The organism is Bacillus basilensis (assembly GCF_050630465.1).
GTDB classification, from domain to species: Bacteria; Bacillota; Bacilli; order Bacillales; family Bacillaceae_G; genus Bacillus_A; species Bacillus_A basilensis.
In genome coordinates this window covers 203,160-224,074 of the sequence record NZ_JBNTQO010000005.1, presented here as the reverse complement: position 1 = coordinate 224,074, position 20,915 = coordinate 203,160, and the positions used below count along the sequence as shown (strand labels likewise).

Genomic DNA, 20,915 nt, shown 5'->3' with positions numbered 1-20,915 from the left:
TATTTGCAATACATTATATAATTCAATCCACAAAACAAAAAAGACTATCAAAATTGATAGTCTTTAGTCGTCGCTACGCTGCATACCAGTGTACATTAATACGAGACGTAATAATTCAAATACCGCTACAGCTGCAGCTGCTACATATGTTAATGCTGCCGCATTTAATACTTTACGAGCTTGGCCATATTCATCTGTTGATACAATTCCTAACGCTTCAATTTGTTGCATCGCACGCTTTGATGCATCAAACTCAACTGGTAATGTAACAAGTTGGAACACAACACCTGCTGCCATTAAGATAATACCTAATAACAATAAGTTAGACATGGATGCAAAGGCACCAATCATAATAAATATCCAAGAAATATTCGAGCCAAAGTTTGCAACTGGCACTAACGAATGACGAATACGCATAAAGTTATAATCTTTTGCATCTTGAATTGCGTGTCCTACTTCGTGTGCTGCAACTGCTGTACCGGCAACTGAATGACCGTAATAGTTATCTGTTGATAAGCGAACTGTTTTTGCAGTTGGATCATAATGGTCTGATAAATGACCTGGTGTTTCTTCTACAGCTACGTTGTATAATCCATTTTCATCCAAAATTTTCCGAGCCACTTCTGCTCCTGTCATACCTGATGTTGAATAAACTTGTGAATACTTGCTATAGGCACTACGTACTTTTGACTGTGCATACAACGGTATGATCAAAATGATCGCGAAGTAAATTAAATAAAACATCATGAATCTCTGAACCTCCATTGAAGTTTTAATTATAGTACTTCTCATTCTATTTTCTTCTGCCATCATTGTCAATGAATAAACCTTACAATCCGCATCTTTGTTTATTACATTATCTATTCTTAGAATGGACATTACTTTTTCTCTTTTCTCTCTCTCCTTTATACTTTCTCCATCCAACATAAGTTAATGTGAATAAAATAAGACCTCCAGTAATTGTCATAAACCAAATGAGAGAGGGGGCAATTTCATCTTTTTTTACTGTGTGAAATATTTTTTGCAAATCCCCTTTAATGATTCCTAATTGCATTTGCCCGCCTTTCGTTTTTAACATAACGTTACGAAATTCATCCAAATAAGATAAATGGGCATTTACACGTTGCACTTCGTTTTCTGGCAAGGCGATCATTAGGCTTGGATAAATAATATTAAATTCATGTAAAAATGTGTTTAACGTTTGTTGAAACTGTCCTGTATCTTCTTTTTTCATCGCTTTTTCCATTTGAGAAAAGGCATCCATTACTTTTCTTTCTCTTTCCATCCAAAGTGGTTGATACTTCGATACTTGCGCATCAATAGCGAGCTGCAAGGCTAACACATTATCAATTTTAACTTGTTTACTTACATCTTCTTCTGCGAGAGCTTGTTTCGCCTTGTCGTAAGCTAAAGAAATAACTCTAACTTGATCTGGCGTTACTTCTTGCTTTTTTTCATTCCCCTTTATTACAAACTGCTCCGAGAAATGTTGTAATACTTGTACTGCTTTTTCATCTTCATTACGCTTCACTAATTGTAATGAGTCATCTAACAACCCTGTTAGTTCACTCCACTCTTCAGCATATATACGTAACGGAAACATTATAATTAGAAATGCAATCAGTCCAATTAATGTTCTCTTCATCACGGTCCCCCCTATAACTACTAGTACAAAATATGTTAATGTGGACAAGAATAGAACAGAACTGGACCGAAAAATATATTATCGTTTTACAAACAAAAAAAATTCTCTTTAAGCAGAGAATTTTTCATTTGACATCCTTTTCTTTTTTACAAAGTATCTATACAAACTGTAACAAAGTATGCTACCAAATAAAATGAATAATAAAATAGCACACGCAGCATGCATAAAGAATTCTTCTGGTAACATTAATATAATTGGATCCGTTTCAATATCAAACATCCAATAATCATTACTGAATAAAAGCTTGTGGAATATCACAAAACTCTTTTCAAAATTAATAGCAATCGGCAACATGAGCGCTATCGGAAAGATAATTGTTAAAATCGATCCGTGCAGTAAAAACTTTTCATTTTTCTTTTTTAATAAATACATGCCGCCTATCATTGCAATCATAATTGTCGCATACATTACATATTGAATCTTTACTAAAATATTTTTCACATCTACAAAATGAATACGGCCATTTGTAGACATATCTAGTGTTGGCAACTGCAATGATCCATCAAAAAATGGCGATAAATATGTGATAAGCACATCATAATTTCTTTTAATATCATCTTTCGTCATATCCGCTAAATCTGGAATGTTTAAAAAATCAATTTCAAAATAATATAGCCATTTTCCGTATACAACCGCCGTTGTTGCGAGTGCAAATATAGAAAATGCTATGCTATATGAAACAACTATCATAATTAATCGATCCAATATTTTTATACCACTCTTATTTTTCTTCATTTTCTCCCCCTAAATGTCCTAACTATCATAAAGAAAACTGTTTTCGGTTCTCACGTAAGCAATAATAATATGTAATACATAGCACAACAATACTTAGCCAGAACGTAAAATAACCAATTTCTCCTACGAACAAATGCATAATTCCATATCTCGGCATTTGCCAAAATAAATAATCAATTGCATCATTATGCAATGTCCATATAGCTGCTACCGCAAAATGCCATTTTTTTATACGGTAAAACGGTGCATATAACAATCCCTGTACTGCCATCGCAAAATGCGAAAGCATTAGCATATACCCGATAAGACCAATAGGACCTTTTACATAGATCATAACCCCATTTACAACAACAGCCCATATTCCATATTTTATTAAAGTAACAATCGCTAGTGCCTCTATTAATCCCCAATTTCTCTTTATTAAAAAAGCAATTAAAACAAAGACAAAAAAGAGACTCGCCATAGGGCTATCAGGTACAAACGGCCAAAATATAGGGGAAGTTTCTTTTAATTGATTTCCATACCATATAAATCCGTAAATTGTACCTAATATGTTAACAACTAATAAAAGTAATAATACGGAGCGTTGTCTTAACATTGCATACAAGTAAACCAAGCTGTATGTCCAACACCTTTCTTTCATCAAACTCTACTCTATTATATAGTAAACTTTCTTTCATCAAAATAAAAAGCTGACTACAAATTTTGTAGTCAGCTTTTTATTATTTTTTATTATACTTTGCAACAAATTCCGAAAGCTTCTTCAGCTCCTCATCCGTACCTTTAAATATACCTTTTGGCATTGAACCTTTTCCATCTTTCGCAATTTTAGCAATTTCTTCTGGCTTTAAAGTTAAGTTTTGCAGTGCTGGTGCTGCTGCCCCGCCCTGCAAATTGTCACCGTGACATGTTAAACAAGTGTTCTTTTGCATTACTTTATAGCCATCATCATTTTTATCGACTGGTGCTGTCTTTACAATTGCTCCTTGTTTTTTTGCAGCTTCCCAATCGTGATGCGCTACAGATTCCCAAGTTAAAAAGATAATCGATGCAATCGATAAAAGCATAAATCCAGTTGCTACTGGACGCTTCAATGGGCGTCTTTCTGGGCCACGATCAAGAAATGGAGCTAAAAGTAATGCACCAAACGCAATCCCAGGCATAATAAACGCTCCTATTACAGTAAATGAACCGGAAGCATAAGAGTACTTTAATAACTGATACAAGAATAAGAAATACCAATCTGGAAGTGGTATATACCCAGCATCAGTTGGATCCGCCATTCTCTCAAGCGGTGACGGATGCGCCACTGTTAAACATAAATAACCGATTAAAAAAACTGCACCTACCATCCATTCTTTTAACAAGAAGTTCGGCCAAAACGCTTCTGTTTTCCCCGGGTATTCAGAATAGTCTTTTGGAATATTTGGTTTCCGAGCTACCGGTACCCGAGAATCTCCTACAAACTTCATCCCTTTGCCGCGATGCATAATCTCCCTCCTTTAGTTCTTTCCCCTTTAATTTAGCAATCTCTTATAGCGGACCGGAAATACCTTGTTTGCGAATCATGATGAAGTGGAAGGCCATTAAACCTAGAAGTGCTGCTGGTAAGAAGAAGACGTGAATAGCAAAGAAGCGAGTTAATGTTTGAGCGCCAACAATTTCGGAATGACCAGCGAGTAATGTTTTAATATAAGGACCAATGAGCGGCGTTTGCTCTGCAATTTGAATCCCTACTTTCGTAGCAAATAACGCTTTCATATCCCACGGTAATAAATATCCGGTAAAACCAAGACCTAACATAACAAAGAAAATAAGAACACCAACAATCCAGTTTAACTCACGAGGTTTTTTATACGCACCCTGGAAGAAAACTCTAAGTGTATGTAAAAACATCATTACAATGACGAGACTAGCACCCCAGTGGTGCATACCACGAACAATTTGTCCGTACGCAACTTCATTTTGTAAATAATAAACCGATTCCCAAGCATTTTTAATATCAGGCACATAATACATTGTCAAAAACATTCCAGATAAAATTTGAATTACAGTAACAAAAAAGGTAAGTCCTCCAAAGCAATAAACGAATGCAGAGAAGTGATGTGCCGGGTTTACATGTTCAGGTACTTCATGATCAGCGATATCACGCCATATTGGTGTAATATCTAACCTTTCATCTACCCAATCATAAATTTTATTTAGCATCTACTTCGCACCCCCTTTTGGCTTCGCTTTTCCTAAATACAGCGTTCCATCTTTCACTTTAGATTCGTATACATCCAGTGGAGCAAGGGGCGGTGTGCCTTTAATGTTCATCCCGTCCTTTGTATAACGGCCCCCGTGACATGGACAAAAGAATTGATTCGGATGTGCTTTGTCCGAATTCCAGTTAACTGTACATCCTAAATGTTTACATACTGGAGAGAACGCAACAATGTCTCCGCTTTCATCTTTATGAACCCAAGCTGATTTTGGCTCTTCAGACTTGTACCAACCATCAACCTGCTTCACCTTAAAGTCGAAACGTTTCGGCTCTGTTGTAATATCCTTTACTTGTGCAACAGCAACCATATCCGTTCCCGCTTCTTTTCTTAACACCGGATCAAGCGCAAATCGCGTCATCGGCATTAAAATACCCGCTGCCATAAAGCCTCCCACCCCTGTAAGGGTGTAATTTAAAAACTGTCTTCTTGACACACGATGTTCGTTCTCGCTCACGAAAATTTCCCCCCTCTATCAGAAATTGTCCCCTCGTGATAAATTATATAAAAAATAAAAACTAGGACACTATCATGATATAATACGCTCATGCACAGGTCAATATCATACTACTCATAATAATAAGAACTTTCTGTTTATTATCACTTTCCCCATTTTTCTTCTAACATCACCATTATATTTTTTATATGTGCATGAATAACTTCTCTTTTCGCTTGATCACTAAATTGCTCTAAAGCTAACGAAGGAAACCAAAATAAATCTCCCTGTAATTCTTGCATATCTTCTTTCCATGAAAAATCACTTGTAACATAAGCAATATGCTTAAAACCTTGCTTTTGTAAATGATTTGTCCATTCTTGCAAACGACCTTTTTCATTTTTTTGACTTTCTACTAAATACGTAAATGCAGGTAGTAAAAGCACCCTTCCTTTATATTCTCTTTCCAACTCCATACTCAACAATTCGATAAATTCACCTTGTTCTACTACCATTTTCATTTCTTTCGCTGCCGAAATTGATAAAAGTGGTATAACACCTGTATCTACATATTCTCTTGCTTGCTCAAACTGTTCCACATCTTTTACAATCCATTTCAAATTTCTTCCCTCCCTCATCTACAAATGACAGAACTTTCACTTTATATATATTAAACCATACTAAAAGAGGTAAAAAAAGAAAAACTACCTATATTAAGGTAGTTTTTCTTAAAAAGTCTGAAATTTGTAAAATTTTATGAATCCAAATGAATTCTATAACATCTTTAACTCCGCTGTTAACCTATGAAACGCTTCCTTATCTTGCTTATCCAGCGCTTCATCAATTTGTTTCAAAAGACGTTCTCTTCTAAAAGAAAATACACTTTCTTCTAAAAATCTTTCTGCAAGTAAACGATCTTTTTCATTTACTTCAATATGCTTTGGTAAATACGGGTTTTCTTCTAATACAGCTACATAATTAGCATTTTGAAATGATGATTTAAAATTGAGTTGAATATAAATGTCCTCATCTCGATTTAAACGAATATCATGAAACGATTTTTCAGCATCTGTTGTCATAACATTTTGTTTAAAAAAGTGAAACGGTGTATCTTTTACACAATTCGCGGACATCACTAAGCCACGCGGACAATATTTTGCATGCTCTACGAAGTGGACTTTATGCATCAATTGGTCGTGACTCATTAAATAATTCAAAATCCATACACATTCACGCTGTTTCAGTTGGTAATTATTCAAAAACCATTTTACAAAATCCTTCTTCTCGTTTACAGAAACAGGGGTATTCATAGCAATTAAGTCCCTCCTCTGTCTTTCTCTTTTCTTTTTAGATTCAAGAAGCGGCATTCAGTTTCCTTCCAACTTATGAAAAATCCTCTAAATTATATAACAATTCTTCAATATGAATTTGTGTCGGGTCTAGTTGTATTAACTGAGTAAATACTTCTTTCGCCTCTTTTCGCATACCTTCTTCCAATAAGAAATAACCGTACTCTTCCAAGAAGTCTGGATGATTCTTAAAAGAAGTATATGCACTTTCATAGTGTTTTAATGCATCAGAATACATTTCTAATTGTTTTTTTGCAAACGCAAGATCCCAAAGTAGTTGTGTATCTGGTTCTCCGCTATCGATAGCCCGCTCTACAACTGCGATTAGCTCTTCATACTTTTCTTGTTCCTTTAAGATATACGCATATTTTAATGTTGCACCTAAATGTCCTGGATCTAACTCAAGCGCTTTTTGAAGCACTTCCTCTGCTTCCGCTATTTTTCCTAATTTCGCCGCAATGTTCGCTAATTCTACATAAAATGGTACAGAAAGCTCATCTACTTTAATTCCTTCTTGAAGTGTTTCATAGCTTTCTTGAAGCATTCCTTCTTTTTCATAGCTTTTCGCTAAATACATGTAAAGCGATGCATATTCAGGATCTAATTCTTTTAGTTCTTGCCAAGCACCAATTGCTCTTTGGTATTCTTCACCTTGGTATAATGTGAAGGCATATCCAAATAATGAATGGATATCTTTTTGTTCCTCTAAACCTGCTTCGTAGTAAGAGATCGCTTCTTCCCAATTTCCAATCGCACTTAACGTTTCTGCGAGACGAAGTGCAATGACAACACCACCCATTACTTTATGTTCCGCTAATAGCGACTGATAATGAGTGATTGCCTTTTGTTCTTCACCTTTACTACTATATAACTCTGCTAATCCAAACGTAATAACAGGCTCGTCAGGCATCATTTCTTTCGCCTTTAATAGTTTTTGTTCTGCTACATCATCGAAACCTTGCATTTGGAATAAATCCGCAACAAGTAATAACGATTGAACATATAAATCATCATTTTCTGGAATATCATGAAGCACTTCAATCGCTTCATCTTCTTTGTCTAGATCAATATATAATTCTGCTAAAAATACAGTGAATTCACTTTCTTCTGGATACAATAAACGCAAGTCTTCTGTAATAGCTAACGCTTCATCTGTAAATCCAAGTGTATGATAATAACGAGCAATATCATACTTCTCTTCATCATTCGCAATTTTTAATTGCTCTGTTAATAATTGTAATCCCTTTTCGGCTTCACCATTTTCAATATATGAAACAGCTTGTTCAAACTTTTGCATAAACGTCTCCTTTAATTCTAAAAAATATTCTTTTCTGTTCATTTATCACTCTATTTGCCGGGCAGTAAGACCCCCACCTCAAATTTCAGCGAAGGCAAAGAAGTTAGATGGGGATCGGGCTACCCGTAAAAGCCCGATTGGTGTGGACTGATAATCAGTGGGAGATGAACATCCCCACTGATTAAAGTTTCACTTTATCATAAGCAACTAGGTGTAAGAACGCAACCTTAAGAAGAAGTATGCTTCTTCTTGTACTTTCACTTATCGCGGTTCGAATATGACACCGATACCGCATTACTACTTTCTATTGTACCGTTTTCTTTCGTTACCGTGCAAATAACTTCCCTTATTAATTATTGCCCCGCACGGATTAAGATTTACTGACCTTCTTAACCTCAATCTTTATTTAAATAAAAAAGGCCCCTATAATAGGAGCCTTCACAAACTCTTAAGAGTATGTTTCTTCTTTCTTTACTTGCTCTTTTACAAGCTCTTTCAATAATTCTATAATTTCATCATTCTCTTCTTTCAAACCAACAGTAATACGAATACCATCATGTATACCAAATGCAGCACCAGAACGAACAATATATCCTTTCTTCATTAATCGTTCGAAAGCCTCATTACCAGGAATACCGAGTTTTAAGAAAATGAAATTTGTTTGAGATGGATAATAGAATACGTTATACTCCTTACAAAATGCGTAATATTGATATAATCCTTCTTCATTCTTTTTCACACAGTCTTGTAAAAATGCTTGATCTTCTAATGCAGCAAGTGCTACAGATTGCGCTACAGTCGATGTATTAAATGGTAACCTTGCTACTTCTAGCTGCCCGATTAACTCCGCATTACCAACCGCATATCCGATACGGAAAGCAGCTAAACCATATGCTTTTGAAAATGTACGTAATACCATAAGATTTTCATACTTTTCAAGAAGTGGTAATGTTTGCGGATAGTCTTCTGCTCCCGCATATTCATAATATGCTTCGTCCATAATAACAAGCGCTGACTTAGGAACTGATTCTAAAAATGAAAGTAATTTTTGTTTTTCTACATATGTACCTGTTGGATTATTCGGGTTACAGATCCATACAATCTTCGTTTTATCATCTACTTGCTGTAACATCGCATCTAGATCGTGAATGCCATCTTTAAGTGGTACTTCACGAACTTCTGCTCCTTCAATAACAGCATGGTGATGGTATTGCGAGAATGTTGGATTCGCCATTACAACATTTGTTCCTTCGTGTAGTAATGCACGACTAATCATTTGAATGACTTCATCTAATCCACTACCAAATAACAGTTGTTCCGCTTTAACACCTAAATGTTTTGCTACTTGTGTCCGAAGTTCAAAGGCATATCCATCTGGATAAAGAGCGTATTGACTCGCTAAAGAAGTTAATGCTTCTGTTACGCGCGCTGAGCAACCGAATGGATTTTCGTTCGATGCTAATTTCACAATTTTTGATAACCCATATTCCCTTTTTACTTCTTCAATATTTTTCCCAGGTACATATGCTCTCAAAGTTAACAATTGCTCTTTCACTCTCATTTTTCTTCCCCCAGTCATTTTATTCAATTCGATTACAATACAGTTATAATTCCTCATTGTAATCGTTTATCATTACCGTCACTATTACGAGAACACCTCTAAACAAGCACTTCGCACTTCTTAAACCATATCCTTTTGAAATGCCTCTAACGCAATATGAACAGTCTCATCTGGAATAGATACGACATTCACTACCCCATATTCCTGCATTAACACCATATGAATTGCTCCAGCATTTGCTTTCTTATCTTGTTTCATCAATTGAACGAGACGCTCTACATTCAAATCACTTGGCATTTTTGGATAGCCGTACTTTAAGAACCACTGCTTCATCTCTTCATAAAAAAGATCAACCTTATACACTTGCTCACTTAAAAACAAGGCAAATAACATTCCAACCGCTACTCCGTCACCGTGAGTAATGTTTCCATATCCTAGTTCTTTTTCAAGAGCATGGCCTAACGTATGCCCAAAGTTCAAATGAGCACGTACACCTTTTTCTGTTTCATCTTGTGCTACAATGTTTGCCTTTACAGGAATCGCCTTCGTTAATATATGGATTAATTTCTCATCACGAAGATCTGCTAATGTTTGCACTTCCTCTTTTAGCCAATGATACAGCTTTACATCACCAATAAGAGCATGTTTGATCACTTCTGCATAACCTGAACGCCACTCTTTCTCAGGAAGAGACTGTAAAAACGGCGTATGATATACAACCGCTTCAGGTTGATGGAATGCCCCTATCATATTTTTACCTAACGGATGATTAATCGCTACTTTTCCACCTACTGCACTATCGTGAGCTAATAAAGTCGTTGGAACTTGAATAAAGCGGATTCCACGCATAAACGACGCGGCAACAAAACCAGCTAAATCTCCAATCATCCCGCCGCCAAGTGCAATAATTAAAGAATTTCTATCTAATTTATTTTCAAGAGCTGACGTATGAGCCGCATAGAAATTTTCAAAAGACTTCTCTTTCTCGCCACTCGGTACAACGAATGAAAATACTTTTTGCTCTATTTGCAACGCATCTACAACTGTCTGTAAATGTAAAGATGCAACAGCTTCATCTGAAATGATCATAATGTTTGATACAGATGGCTGTATGTTTTGAATAATTGTTGTCAAATGTGACAACGATTCTTTTCCTACATGCACATCATATTCTTTTGATTTCGTTTGAATATGTATGTTTCCCATTAAAATCCCCTCGCATATTCATTATGTTTCTCAATATTTTCACGAATAAGGTCCATACGATCTAATCCGAATTGTTCTATTAAAGCTGTAGCTAATTCCCAAGCTACAACCGCTTCTGCAACGACACTAGCTGCTGGAACAGCACAACTATCTGAACGTTCAATACTTGCTGTAAAAGGCTCTTTCGTATCAATATCGACACTTTGAAGAGGTTTATATAGTGTAGGTATCGGTTTCATCACACCGCGCACAACAATTGGCATACCAGTCGTCATACCGCCTTCTAATCCACCTGCATTATTTGTTCTTCGTGTATATCCACGCTCTTCATTCCAAAGAATTTCATCATGAACTTCGCTACCCGGTCTATGTGCTGCTTCAAAACCAATTCCAATCTCAACACCTTTAAAGGCATTAATGCTCATAATTGCGGCTGCTAATTTTGCATCCAGTTTTCGATCATAATGCACATAGCTCCCTACTCCAATTGGCATGCCTTCCACAATTACTTCAACAATGCCACCGATTGAATCACCATTTGCTTTCGCATCATCAATTGCTTTAATCATTTGATTACCAGCTTCTTCATCTAAACAACGTACAGGTGATGCTTCTGTAATGCTTTTTACTTCTTCAATTGAACGATACGTAGTCTCCTTAGCCTGTACACCGCCAATTTCAATTACATGGCCCGCTACTGTAATACCAAGTTCCGCTAACACTTTTTTTGCAACCGCACCAGCAGCAACACGTACTGTCGTTTCACGAGCTGAAGAGCGTTCCAGTACATTTCTCATATCTCTATGCCCATATTTAATCGCACCATTTAAATCAGCATGTCCAGGTCTTGGTTTTGTTACTTTCCTTTTCATTTCTTTTTCTTCTTGTTCCGTTAACGGCTCTGCACCCATAATTTTTGTCCAATGTGCAAAATCACGGTTTTCAACAACAAGTGCAATTGGAGAACCTAATGTCTCTCCATGTCTAACACCACTTACAATTTGCGCTTGATCCGTTTCAATTTGCATGCGTCTACCACGCCCATATCCCTTTTGCCTTCTAGCTAACTCTTCATTTATATCATCCGCTACTAAAGGTAGTCCTGCTGGTACACCTTCTATAATCGTTGTAAGTTGTGGACCATGAGATTCACCAGCTGTAATATATCGCATACGTTATTCCTCTTTTCGTATATGTATTTATCTCGCTATATTAAGCAATGATATTATCTTTCATTACTCTAAAAATATGAAAGAAACTATATAATTGATCAGCCATTCGCTTATTCTCCGATAGGCCTTTTACTTTACATATCAATATATCATAACGGCTCTAACTTCGTAACTAATTGAAATAAAAAAAGCGCAAGAAGAATACCCCTATTCTTCTTGCGCTTTTTACTATTATCACAGTGATTAAAGCGTTTACAAATTATTTCAAAATAATTAGTAAATCCATTCATTCATTAATTTTGAGTAGTCAACTAATTCTTCTTCTTTAAAGAAAATAGCAATCTCGCGCTCTGCACTTTCTAACGAATCAGAACCATGGATAATGTTTTTCGCAACAGTTACACCGAAATCTCCACGAATTGTTCCAGGAGCTGCTTCATGTGGTCTTGTTTTACCCATCATGTTACGAGCTGTATCTACTACACCTTCACCTTGCCATACCATTGCAAATACAGGGCCTGATGTAATAAAGTCTACTAATTCACCAAAGAAAGGTTTTTCTGTGTGCTCAGCATAGTGTTGTCCAGCAATTTCCGGAGTAACTTGCATTAATTTTGCACCAACTAATTGAAAGCCCTTCTTCTCAAAACGAGCTACAATTTCCCCAATGAAGGCACGTTGTACACCGTCTGGTTTAACCATTAGAAATGTTTTTTCCATAAAAAATCTCTCCACTTCTGAATTATGTATGTAATTGTATATCCCCACACACATATTAACACCCTTATCACAATTGTGCAATAGTTTTGAAATAGAGAGATTATTTTATTTTTTAGAAAAAACACTAAAATTTTCGTTTTCCAATATACTTTGCTACATTTTGTAATGCATACTTCGCTTGTCCACGTGGGAGTGGTTTTATAATTTCTAATGCTTTATGTAAATAACGTTCACTAAACGTAAATGCTTTATCAATAGCATCACTATTCTTTACAGCCTCAATAATTTCTTTCATTTCATCTGCTTGTGTATTTTCGTGTACAGATCTGATTTTCTTACGAAGCACTGGATCTTCCATAGCGTATAGGGCAGGAAGCGTAATATTTCCTTGCAACAAATCTCCGCCAGCAGGTTTCCCAAGCTTCTCTTCTGTGGAAACGAAATCTAGAATGTCATCAATAATTTGGTACGACATTCCTACAAAATACCCATACCAAAATAGTCGATTTACCGTATCACGACTAGCGCCAGCTGCAATTGCTCCTAATTGACAACTCGCAGCAATTAATAACGCTGTTTTTCGCTTTATCCTTCTTAAATACGTTCTTAAGTTTTGATCATAGTTATATTTATCTTTAATTTGTTCTATTTCACCTTTACAAACTTCTAAAATGGTATGCGATAGCGCCTGATGCGCCTCCGGAATTTCGATATTTGTTATACATTCAAGAGACTTAGCGAATAGATAATCGCCTGTATACATTGCAATACGATCTCCCCATTTCGCATTCACAGTTGCGCTACCACGTCGTAAAAATGCAGCATCAATAACATCATCGTGAACAAGAGAAGCCATATGAATAAGTTCTAACGCAACAGCTACATGCTTAATTGCATCTAACTTATAATCTCCAAATTTCCCCGCAAGCAACACAAATACAGGACGAATTCGCTTCCCACCAGCTTCAATAAGTTGTAATGCCGCCTCTTCTACTAATGGCTGTTCAGAAGCAACTGTTCTTTTTAATTCTTTTTCTATCACATTAATATCCGATCGTAAAAAAGAGTACATAAGTTGTAACTTCATATTGTTCACCTTAACCTAAAACTTCTTTTTTCTTTTTTCTATTTTGATTCTGGTTTCATACCTAAATGCATCGCTGCTACCCCAAAAGTAAACGGCTTCACTTGTACACGTTCAAGTCCAGCTTTTTCGAACATCTTAGCCAATTCTTTCATACCAGGGAATGTACTAGCAGATTCTTGTAGCCATGAATATTCTTTATAACTTTTCGCAAATAACTTTCCAAATAACGGCATGATATATTTAAAGTATAAAGTATACCCTTGTCGAAAACCAATCATTGTTGGTTGAGATGTTTCCAAACAAATTACTTTTCCACCTGGTTTTACTACACGTGTCATTTCTTTTAATACGTGCATATAATCCGGTACGTTACGTAAACCAAACCCAATCGTTACATAATCAAATGTGTTATCTTCAAATGGAAGTTCCATTGCATTCCCATGTAGAAGTTCTACTTGTTTTAATTGTAACGTTTCTACCTTTTGCTTACCGACAGATAACATATTTTCACTGAAGTCTAAACCAACAACCTTGCCCTGCTCACCTACCGCTCCAGCTAGCGCAATTGTCCAGTCCGCTGTCCCGCAGCATACATCAAGCGCTTTACTACCTGGTTTTACATCCATAATACGCATCGTCTCTTTACGCCACGCTTTATGTCTTTGAAAACTAATTACAGAATTCATTACATCATATTTATCAGAGATTTTCTCAAATACATCATGTACTCTTTCTTCTTTTGATTGTTGCATGCTCGTACCTTCTTCCAATGTAAAATTGCTTATGTCTTCGATTTATCTCTTAACACAGAGTTTATTTCGCTTATATCTGTGTGATTTTCTAAAAATTGATTTTCTTTCTTTCTCAATTCCAACTTCCATCCATTAATAACTGTTTCTGCATCCGCTTTATCGTTCGAAATCCCTTGAACTGCTTGAAAAACAGGTGAATGTTGTTTATCAGCATGTAGTTCACATTCTTTTTGAAGACGATTTTTTCCTAGTACATACGTTATAAACGGCTTCCAATGCGATAAATGAAAATGATCACATGTTTTTTGCAAGAGTGCAGACTCAATTGTTACTACACTTTCCATTATGTCATCCATCGTTTTATGCGCTTTTTGATATAACATTATTTTGTGTTCATTAATTTCTTTAATTCCTTCAGCAAGCGCACGAATTAAAACAATATCACGATTCATAGACAATAAGTAATAATATAACCCGCTATAGTAATCACCAGCAAGTACTGTTAGCTGACGACGTTTATGCGATTCATTTGCTTCTTCTCCTGCTTTATTTGATACTCTTTCATGTGTATCAAGCGCAATTTGCACAAGCATAATCGTTACTACATAATGCTCAATTTGTTCTATATGTAAATTTGCACTTTTTAAAGCACCGTATAACAATGCTATTTTTTCTTCATCAATAAATGGTTCTTCAATATAGTTTATAAAATAAGGATGGCGTAATTTCTCCATCAATTTCTCTCTTATACCCGCATACCCTCCGTAGATGTCACACACAAAAATCACCCTTGTTTTCTAATTCATAAAACTTATTATAACACATACATTCTATTTTCTATAACCAAAACTTGGCTACTCTTTCCAAACTTCCACCGAACTAAATAACATCTTCTATTCTTTTAAGTAGTCTTTCTATTCTCACTCTGCCTTACTAAAACTATATCATTTATTTACATAAAAAAAAAAAAGAAAAGCAGTTTCCCACTTTTCTTTACTTCGTTTTAATAAAAGATAAAATTTCACTACGTGCTGCAGCATCATTTTCTAGCACACCACGTACTGCTGTTGTTACTGTTTTCGCACCTGGCTTTTTCACACCACGCATCGTCATACACATATGTTCCGCTTCTACTACTACCATTACACCATGCGGCTCTAGTACTTCCATAATAGAGTTCGCTACTGTTGATGTAATACGTTCTTGCAGTTGTGGACGACGTGCAATTGTATCTACAGTACGAGCTAATTTACTTAATCCTGTCACTTTTCCGCCTTGCGGAATATATGCAACGTGAGCAACTCCATAGAATGGAACTAAATGATGCTCACACATCGAATAAAACGGTATATCTTTTACTAATACAAGCTCCTCGTGATCTTCTCCGAACACTTTATGCAAATGTTCTTTCGGATCTTCGTGCATACCCGCGAACACTTCTGCGTACATTTTTGCAACACGCTTTGGTGTATCAAGTACTCCCTCACGATTTGGATCATCTCCGATTGCCTCTAAAATAAGGCGTACTGCATGTTCAATTTGTTCTAAATTAACTTTTGCCATCCGCTAGCCCTCCCGAAAACCTAAAAGTGATACGAACACATTCTAGCATATTTATGTTTTTAAAAGCAAAAAGAAGAGTTCCCAAAAAGGAAACTCTTCTTCCCTGTTAATATGTAAGGATTATTTAACCGCATCTTTTAACGCTTTACCAGGTTTGAATGCAGGTACTTTACTTGCAGCGATTTCAATCTCCTCACCTGTTTGTGGGTTACGACCTTTACGAGCCGCACGCTCACGAACTTCGAAGTTACCGAATCCGATCAGTTGTACTTTATCACCTTGTTTTAAAGCTTCTAAGATAGAATCAAAAACAGCGTCTACTGCTTTTGTTGCGTCCTTTTTAGAAAGGGAACTTGCTTCTGCAACAGCATTGATTAAATCTGTCTTGTTCATGCCATTCACCTCCTCCCAAAGATAAGACTGTATAATGATCATAAAATGAGTCTTACTTTCATTTGTAGGCAATTTTTGCAAATTCTATACTACAAAGATGTAGATAAATCATTATCAACGCCTATATTATACGATTCTCCTTTATAATTCAATATTTTTAAGGAAATTGTTACTCTTAAAATGTGAAAATCTGATGAAACTTGACAATTTACAACAATATATTAGATAATGACTGTTTATTTCTCTATTCTATACGCGAAAATCAAAAAAATCCCTCTACGATGAGAGGGATTTTTTTCTTATAATATAATCGCAATTAATCCGCCAGATCCTTCATTAATAATTCTTTCTAGCGTTTCTTTTAATTTATATCTCGCATTTTCTGGCATTAAAGATAGTTTCGCTTGAATACCTTCTCGAACAATAGAGCTAAGCGAACGTCCAAATATATCAGAATTCCAAATTGATAATGGGTCATCTTCAAAATCTTGCATTAAGTAACGAACTAGTTCTTCACTTTGCTTTTCCGTACCAATGATTGGCTCAAACGTAGACTCCACATCTACTTTAATCATATGAATAGACGGAGCTACAGCTTTTAATTTCACACCAAACCTTGAACCGTGACGAATAATTTCTGGCTCATCTAAGCTCATATCAGCTAACGCAGGCGCCGCTACACCATATCCTGTTTGCTTTACCATACGCAGGGCATCCGCCACTTGATCGTATTCTACTTTCGCATGAGACAAATCGAGCATAAGTTTCAATAAATGATCTTTCCCTCGAATTTCTACCCCTACTACTTCTTTTAAAATTTGATCATATAATTCATCTGGTGCATATAAATCAATCTCCGCTACACCTTGCCCCATATCAATGCCAGCTAGGCTCGCTCGATCAATAAATTCATACTGACTAAACTGCCAAACAACACGGTCCACATCACGAAGACGTTTTATATCCTTGACAGTCTCCTGAACAGCTTCTTGATAACTTTGGCGTAACCAATGCCCTTCATTTAGCACCATTACCCAGCTCGGAAGATTAACATTCACTTCTAAAACAGGGAATTCAAATAACGCCTCTCGAAGCACATTGTACACGTCTGTTTCTCTTAAACTTTCAACACTCATTGCAATGACTGGGATATCATATTCTTCAGATAAACTTTGGCGCAATTGCTCTGTATCTGGATGATACGGCTGTACAGTATTAATGATCATAATGAAAGGTTTTCCTACCTCTTTTAACTCATTTACTACGCGTTCTTCTGCCTCTATATAATCTCTTCTTGGAATTTCACCAATCGTTCCATCTGTTGTAATCACAACACCAATTGTTGAATGTTCCTGAATTACTTTACGTGTTCCGATTTCTGCAGCTTCATGGAACGGAATAGGTTCTTCATACCAAGGAGTATTAATCATGCGAGGGCCATTCTCATCTTCATAGCCTTTTGCTCCCGGAACCGTATATCCGACGCAATCTACCAATCGAATATTCACTTCAAGACCTTCATCTACTTCGATAGAAACCGCTTGGTTTGGAACAAACTTCGGTTCCGTCGTCATGATTGTACGTCCAGCAGCACTTTGAGGCAGTTCATCCTGCGCCCTTTGACGGTCAGACTCATTCTCAATATTAGGAATAACTACAAGTTCCATAAATTTTTTAATGAATGTTGATTTTCCTGTTCGAACAGCTCCTACAACTCCAAAATAAATATCACCGCCTGTGCGTTCCGCAATATCTTTAAAAATATCTACCTTTTCCAAGTGATTCCCTCCCTCAAAATTTTTGGGAATAATTCCACGTTTATAGTCAACTAATACCTTCTCTAACGTTGCCTATAATATCTGATATAATATAATGGTATTCTAGAAGTTCGGACAATATATCATATAATTTTGTCCAATTTCATATGACTATTTAAAAATATCGTTTGTTTGCATCACAAGTTGTATAACATAAAAAACCTTTCTTCTAGAACTTATTCGCTAAAAGAAAGGTTCATGACTTATGATTTAAAAAAAATTGGTTCTCCGTCTTTTACCGTATACGGTAGAGAATAGGCAGGAACAAATGGAGAATCTTTCGATAGTATATTCCGGATATCTTCTCCCTCCTTAAATTGGCCTTCATTTTGTTTTAATGCTTCATATAGATCCATTCTATAGTCAACAAAAACTTCCCCTTTTTCATTGATTACTAAAGGCAACCCTTTACCAGAATACGGACTTGTTACTTGTGGTATATCTTTATATCCTAGTTTTTTGAAATCTAATTCATAGACACCATCTGAAATTACTTTTTTAAAAGGTGGATATTGATGGTCATCACGGTACATTTTAAGTTTCAATGTTAATTCCTGAATTTGCTCAGCCATCCTTACATCAATTAACTTTACAGTTGGATTCGTTTCAACATCTATTAATACGTACTGATATACTCCACCACTTTCATATGCATTCCCCGGTGCTTCTTGTATGTAACGCGGAGCAATCTTTTGAAAATCGATTGGATACTTTTGATAAATAGGCGTACTCATATCCCGCGTCTTAATTGGCAATATCCCCTCATTTTGTTCTTTAAATGTCGCAACAGCTTTTTGAACGACTTGTAGCTGATCTTCATAAGGAACAGCATTTTGTTTCATATTTTCTTTCGGATACAAACACCCTGTTAAAAGGCTCATACAACAAAATATTAAAATAATATGGACTTTTTTCACTAGCAATCACCTTTTCATACTAATATAGCTTGCTTCGTATGTAGCATTTTCGGACCATCCTCTTTACTGCTGTACAGGTCCACTAAATACAACAAGAAAAATAACAATTCCTGAAACAATCATAAGGGTGTACGCTACTAACGCTGTAATCCCTTTCAAAAATTTATTCTTTATTTTATATCTGCTTAGTAAAATAAAACTTACTGCAAAAAACATAAATCCAATTGCCCCTAAAGCAAACCACATTTTTATAAGCCCTTCCGACATATACACACCCCTTTTCATTATCTATTTTTATACTATTTTAACAAATTAAAATCTTTAAACAAATAAAAAAAGAACATTTTACTACGAATTTGCTAATATGTAACTTTAATCAACAGGATTTCCACATTTTCCATTAATGTATATAAAAATAAAAACCGAAACGAGTGTATCCCTCGCTTCGGTTGACCAAATATGCCCAAAACAGCTCTATTCCCATACTTTCATGGCTATCATATGCAATCTACAAACTCTTTGTTTCTCATAATTTATTTTTTAAACATTTTGCTTAACGAACCAAAATCTGCCGGCATATTATTGTTAATAATCGCTTTTACAATTTGATCCTCTTGTTCTTTCGGCACTTCACGTCCTGCCATAAGAGCCACTTGATGAATCAATTGACGAAGTACAGTCTCATCACGTAAATTCGCATTTTGTACAGATGATGCTAATTTAAAAATATCTTCTTTATTCACTTTCGCTTCTTTTTCAATGTTATTAAAAATGTTATTATCCATTCTTTTCACCCTCTCCTCAAGTTACTCTTCATCCTATGCAAAAATAAAAAAATGGTGAAAAGACCCAAAAAAATAAAAAGCGCCAGAAGTACAATTGTACTTCTGGCGCTCTTCTTTAAAGTAAGTCAGGTATAGCTTCCACTTCATGTTTTCGAACACGCCCCATTAATGAGCCTACCGCATCTTTTACGTTATTCCCATTGAACAGTACGTCATATAAAGCAGCTGTAATCGGCATTTCAACTTCCATTTTCTCTGCTAATTCATGAGCAGCTTTCGTTGTTCTTACACCTTCTACAACCATACCCATACTTTCTAACACTTCTTCTAAAGAGTGTCCTTTTCCAAGCATATTTCCAGCGCGCCAATTGCGGCTATGAACACTTGTACACGTTACAATTAAGTCTCCCATTCCAGTTAGACCAGCAAACGTTAACGGATTTCCGCCCATTTTTCTTCCTAAACGAGCAATCTCCGTTAAACCGCGTGTCATTAATGCTGCTTTTGCATTATCACCTAATCCAAGTCCATCAGTTATTCCAGCAGCTAATGCGATAATATTTTTTAACGCACCGCCAAGCTCAACTCCAACGATATCTGGATTTGTGTATACACGGAAGTAGCTATTCATAAACAAGTCTTGTACTTCCTCAGCCGCTTCCATACGCTTTGCTGCAGACGTAACAGTTGTCTCTTGGCGTAAGCCGACTTCTTCAGCATGACTCGGTCCAGACAGTACAACAACATCTTTAATTAAGTTCTCTGGAATTTCTTCCTCAATCACTTCCGAAATACGTTTTGACGTACCAGGTTCAATTCCTTTACTTGCATGAATCCAAGTAGTCGGACCTGCTACATATTTCTTCATATCTTGTAGCACTTCTCTATACGCTTTTGTTGGTACTACAAGAAGTACTACATTTACATCTACTAATGCTTCTTCTAAAGAAGAGTAGGCTACGATTGTGCTTGGCAATGTAATGCCTGGGAGATATCGACTGTTCTCATGTTTCGTATTAATCTCATCCATAAGTTCAGTACGATGTCCCCAAATACGTACATCATGTCCATTGTCAGCTAATACCATCGCTAACGCTGTTCCCCAACTACCTGCTCCTACTACTGTGATTTTTGTCATAAAATCACATCCTCTCCA

24 protein-coding genes are annotated in these 20,915 nt (G+C 36.1%); all 24 read right to left on the bottom strand.

The features are described 5' to 3' along the window. Window positions 1–63: 63 nt before the first annotated feature. Window positions 64–744: a zinc metallopeptidase gene (locus ACQVV1_RS13110; protein ID WP_033659816.1), complete on the bottom strand. Its 681-nt coding sequence runs from the start codon at window positions 742–744 to the stop codon at window positions 64–66. A gap of 112 nt (window positions 745–856) precedes the next feature. After that, the gene (ypjB, locus tag ACQVV1_RS13105; RefSeq protein ID WP_063224150.1) at window positions 857–1,645 is read right to left on the bottom strand and encodes a sporulation protein YpjB; all 789 of its coding nucleotides are present in this window, start codon (window positions 1,643–1,645) and stop codon (window positions 857–859) included. 108 nt (window positions 1,646–1,753) lie between these two features. Further along, entirely contained in the window at window positions 1,754–2,440 is a 687-nt protein-coding gene (lit, locus tag ACQVV1_RS13100) for a lipoprotein intramolecular transacylase Lit (RefSeq protein ID WP_431168942.1), read from the bottom strand. A gap of 25 nt (window positions 2,441–2,465) precedes the next feature. After that, on the bottom strand, window positions 2,466–3,056 hold the full coding sequence (gene lhaT, locus ACQVV1_RS13095) for a lipoprotein heptaprenylglyceryl N-acetyltransferase LhaT (RefSeq protein ID WP_242251203.1): 591 nt from the start codon (window positions 3,054–3,056) through the stop codon (window positions 2,466–2,468). Window positions 3,057–3,162: 106 nt separating this feature from the next. Continuing rightward, the gene (gene qcrC / locus ACQVV1_RS13090) at window positions 3,163–3,930 is read right to left on the bottom strand and encodes a menaquinol-cytochrome c reductase cytochrome b/c subunit (RefSeq protein ID WP_431168941.1); all 768 of its coding nucleotides are present in this window, start codon (window positions 3,928–3,930) and stop codon (window positions 3,163–3,165) included. 43 nt (window positions 3,931–3,973) lie between these two features. Then, window positions 3,974–4,648 (bottom strand): menaquinol-cytochrome c reductase cytochrome b subunit, encoded by a 675-nt coding sequence (gene qcrB, locus ACQVV1_RS13085; protein WP_000932700.1) that lies wholly within the window; start codon window positions 4,646–4,648, stop codon window positions 3,974–3,976. After that, entirely contained in the window at window positions 4,649–5,161 is a 513-nt protein-coding gene (gene qcrA, locus ACQVV1_RS13080) for a menaquinol-cytochrome c reductase iron-sulfur subunit (protein ID WP_063224154.1), read from the bottom strand. A gap of 143 nt (window positions 5,162–5,304) precedes the next feature. After that, window positions 5,305–5,778: a YpiF family protein gene (locus tag ACQVV1_RS13075; RefSeq protein WP_142332904.1), complete on the bottom strand. Its 474-nt coding sequence runs from the start codon at window positions 5,776–5,778 to the stop codon at window positions 5,305–5,307. Between the two features lie 135 nt (window positions 5,779–5,913). Further along, window positions 5,914–6,450 (bottom strand): ReoY family proteolytic degradation factor, encoded by a 537-nt coding sequence (locus ACQVV1_RS13070; RefSeq protein WP_001095923.1) that lies wholly within the window; start codon window positions 6,448–6,450, stop codon window positions 5,914–5,916. A gap of 73 nt (window positions 6,451–6,523) precedes the next feature. Beyond that, window positions 6,524–7,786, bottom strand: a complete 1,263-nt coding sequence (locus ACQVV1_RS13065; RefSeq protein ID WP_431168940.1) for a tetratricopeptide repeat protein — start codon at window positions 7,784–7,786, stop codon at window positions 6,524–6,526. Window positions 7,787–8,234: 448 nt separating this feature from the next. Further along, window positions 8,235–9,347 carry a histidinol-phosphate transaminase gene (hisC, locus tag ACQVV1_RS13060; protein WP_309259915.1) on the bottom strand — a complete coding sequence of 371 codons (1,113 nt, stop codon included), beginning with the start codon at window positions 9,345–9,347 and terminating at the stop codon, window positions 8,235–8,237. 120 nt (window positions 9,348–9,467) lie between these two features. Beyond that, entirely contained in the window at window positions 9,468–10,553 is a 1,086-nt protein-coding gene (gene aroB, locus ACQVV1_RS13055) for a 3-dehydroquinate synthase (protein WP_242251195.1), read from the bottom strand. Then, the gene (aroC, locus tag ACQVV1_RS13050) at window positions 10,553–11,725 is read right to left on the bottom strand and encodes a chorismate synthase (protein ID WP_242251193.1); all 1,173 of its coding nucleotides are present in this window, start codon (window positions 11,723–11,725) and stop codon (window positions 10,553–10,555) included. Before aroC ends, aroB begins: the two co-directional genes overlap by 1 nt. 273 nt (window positions 11,726–11,998) lie before the next feature. Further along, entirely contained in the window at window positions 11,999–12,445 is a 447-nt protein-coding gene (ndk, locus tag ACQVV1_RS13045) for a nucleoside-diphosphate kinase (RefSeq protein ID WP_000415885.1), read from the bottom strand. A 124-nt stretch (window positions 12,446–12,569) separates the two neighbouring features. Beyond that, complete coding sequence (gene hepT / locus ACQVV1_RS13040) at window positions 12,570–13,532, bottom strand: heptaprenyl diphosphate synthase component II (protein WP_431168939.1); 963 nt, start codon at window positions 13,530–13,532, stop codon at window positions 12,570–12,572. A gap of 38 nt (window positions 13,533–13,570) precedes the next feature. Next, window positions 13,571–14,284, bottom strand: a complete 714-nt coding sequence (gene menG / locus ACQVV1_RS13035; RefSeq protein WP_098557342.1) for a 2-heptaprenyl-1,4-naphthoquinone methyltransferase — start codon at window positions 14,282–14,284, stop codon at window positions 13,571–13,573. A 29-nt stretch (window positions 14,285–14,313) separates the two neighbouring features. Next, entirely contained in the window at window positions 14,314–15,063 is a 750-nt protein-coding gene (locus tag ACQVV1_RS13030) for a heptaprenyl diphosphate synthase component 1 (protein ID WP_431168938.1), read from the bottom strand. Between the two features lie 214 nt (window positions 15,064–15,277). Next, a complete protein-coding gene (folE, locus tag ACQVV1_RS13025) occupies window positions 15,278–15,847 on the bottom strand; it encodes a GTP cyclohydrolase I FolE (RefSeq protein WP_001151478.1) in 570 nt (189 codons plus the stop codon). 120 nt (window positions 15,848–15,967) lie between these two features. After that, on the bottom strand, window positions 15,968–16,240 hold the full coding sequence (locus ACQVV1_RS13020; protein ID WP_001043860.1) for an HU family DNA-binding protein: 273 nt from the start codon (window positions 16,238–16,240) through the stop codon (window positions 15,968–15,970). 299 nt (window positions 16,241–16,539) lie between these two features. Next, a complete protein-coding gene (gene spoIVA, locus ACQVV1_RS13015; protein ID WP_000416522.1) occupies window positions 16,540–18,018 on the bottom strand; it encodes a stage IV sporulation protein A in 1,479 nt (492 codons plus the stop codon). 242 nt (window positions 18,019–18,260) lie between these two features. After that, window positions 18,261–18,974 (bottom strand): YphF family lipoprotein, encoded by a 714-nt coding sequence (locus ACQVV1_RS13010; RefSeq protein ID WP_242251186.1) that lies wholly within the window; start codon window positions 18,972–18,974, stop codon window positions 18,261–18,263. 63 nt (window positions 18,975–19,037) lie between these two features. Continuing rightward, window positions 19,038–19,241, bottom strand: coding sequence for a DUF2768 domain-containing protein (locus tag ACQVV1_RS13005; RefSeq protein WP_001288995.1), 204 nt, complete (start codon window positions 19,239–19,241; stop codon window positions 19,038–19,040). A 266-nt stretch (window positions 19,242–19,507) separates the two neighbouring features. Then, entirely contained in the window at window positions 19,508–19,759 is a 252-nt protein-coding gene (locus tag ACQVV1_RS13000; protein ID WP_000369753.1) for a stage VI sporulation protein F, read from the bottom strand. Between the two features lie 115 nt (window positions 19,760–19,874). After that, a complete protein-coding gene (locus ACQVV1_RS12995) occupies window positions 19,875–20,897 on the bottom strand; it encodes an NAD(P)H-dependent glycerol-3-phosphate dehydrogenase (RefSeq protein WP_063224163.1) in 1,023 nt (340 codons plus the stop codon). Window positions 20,898–20,915: the final 18 nt, after the last annotated feature.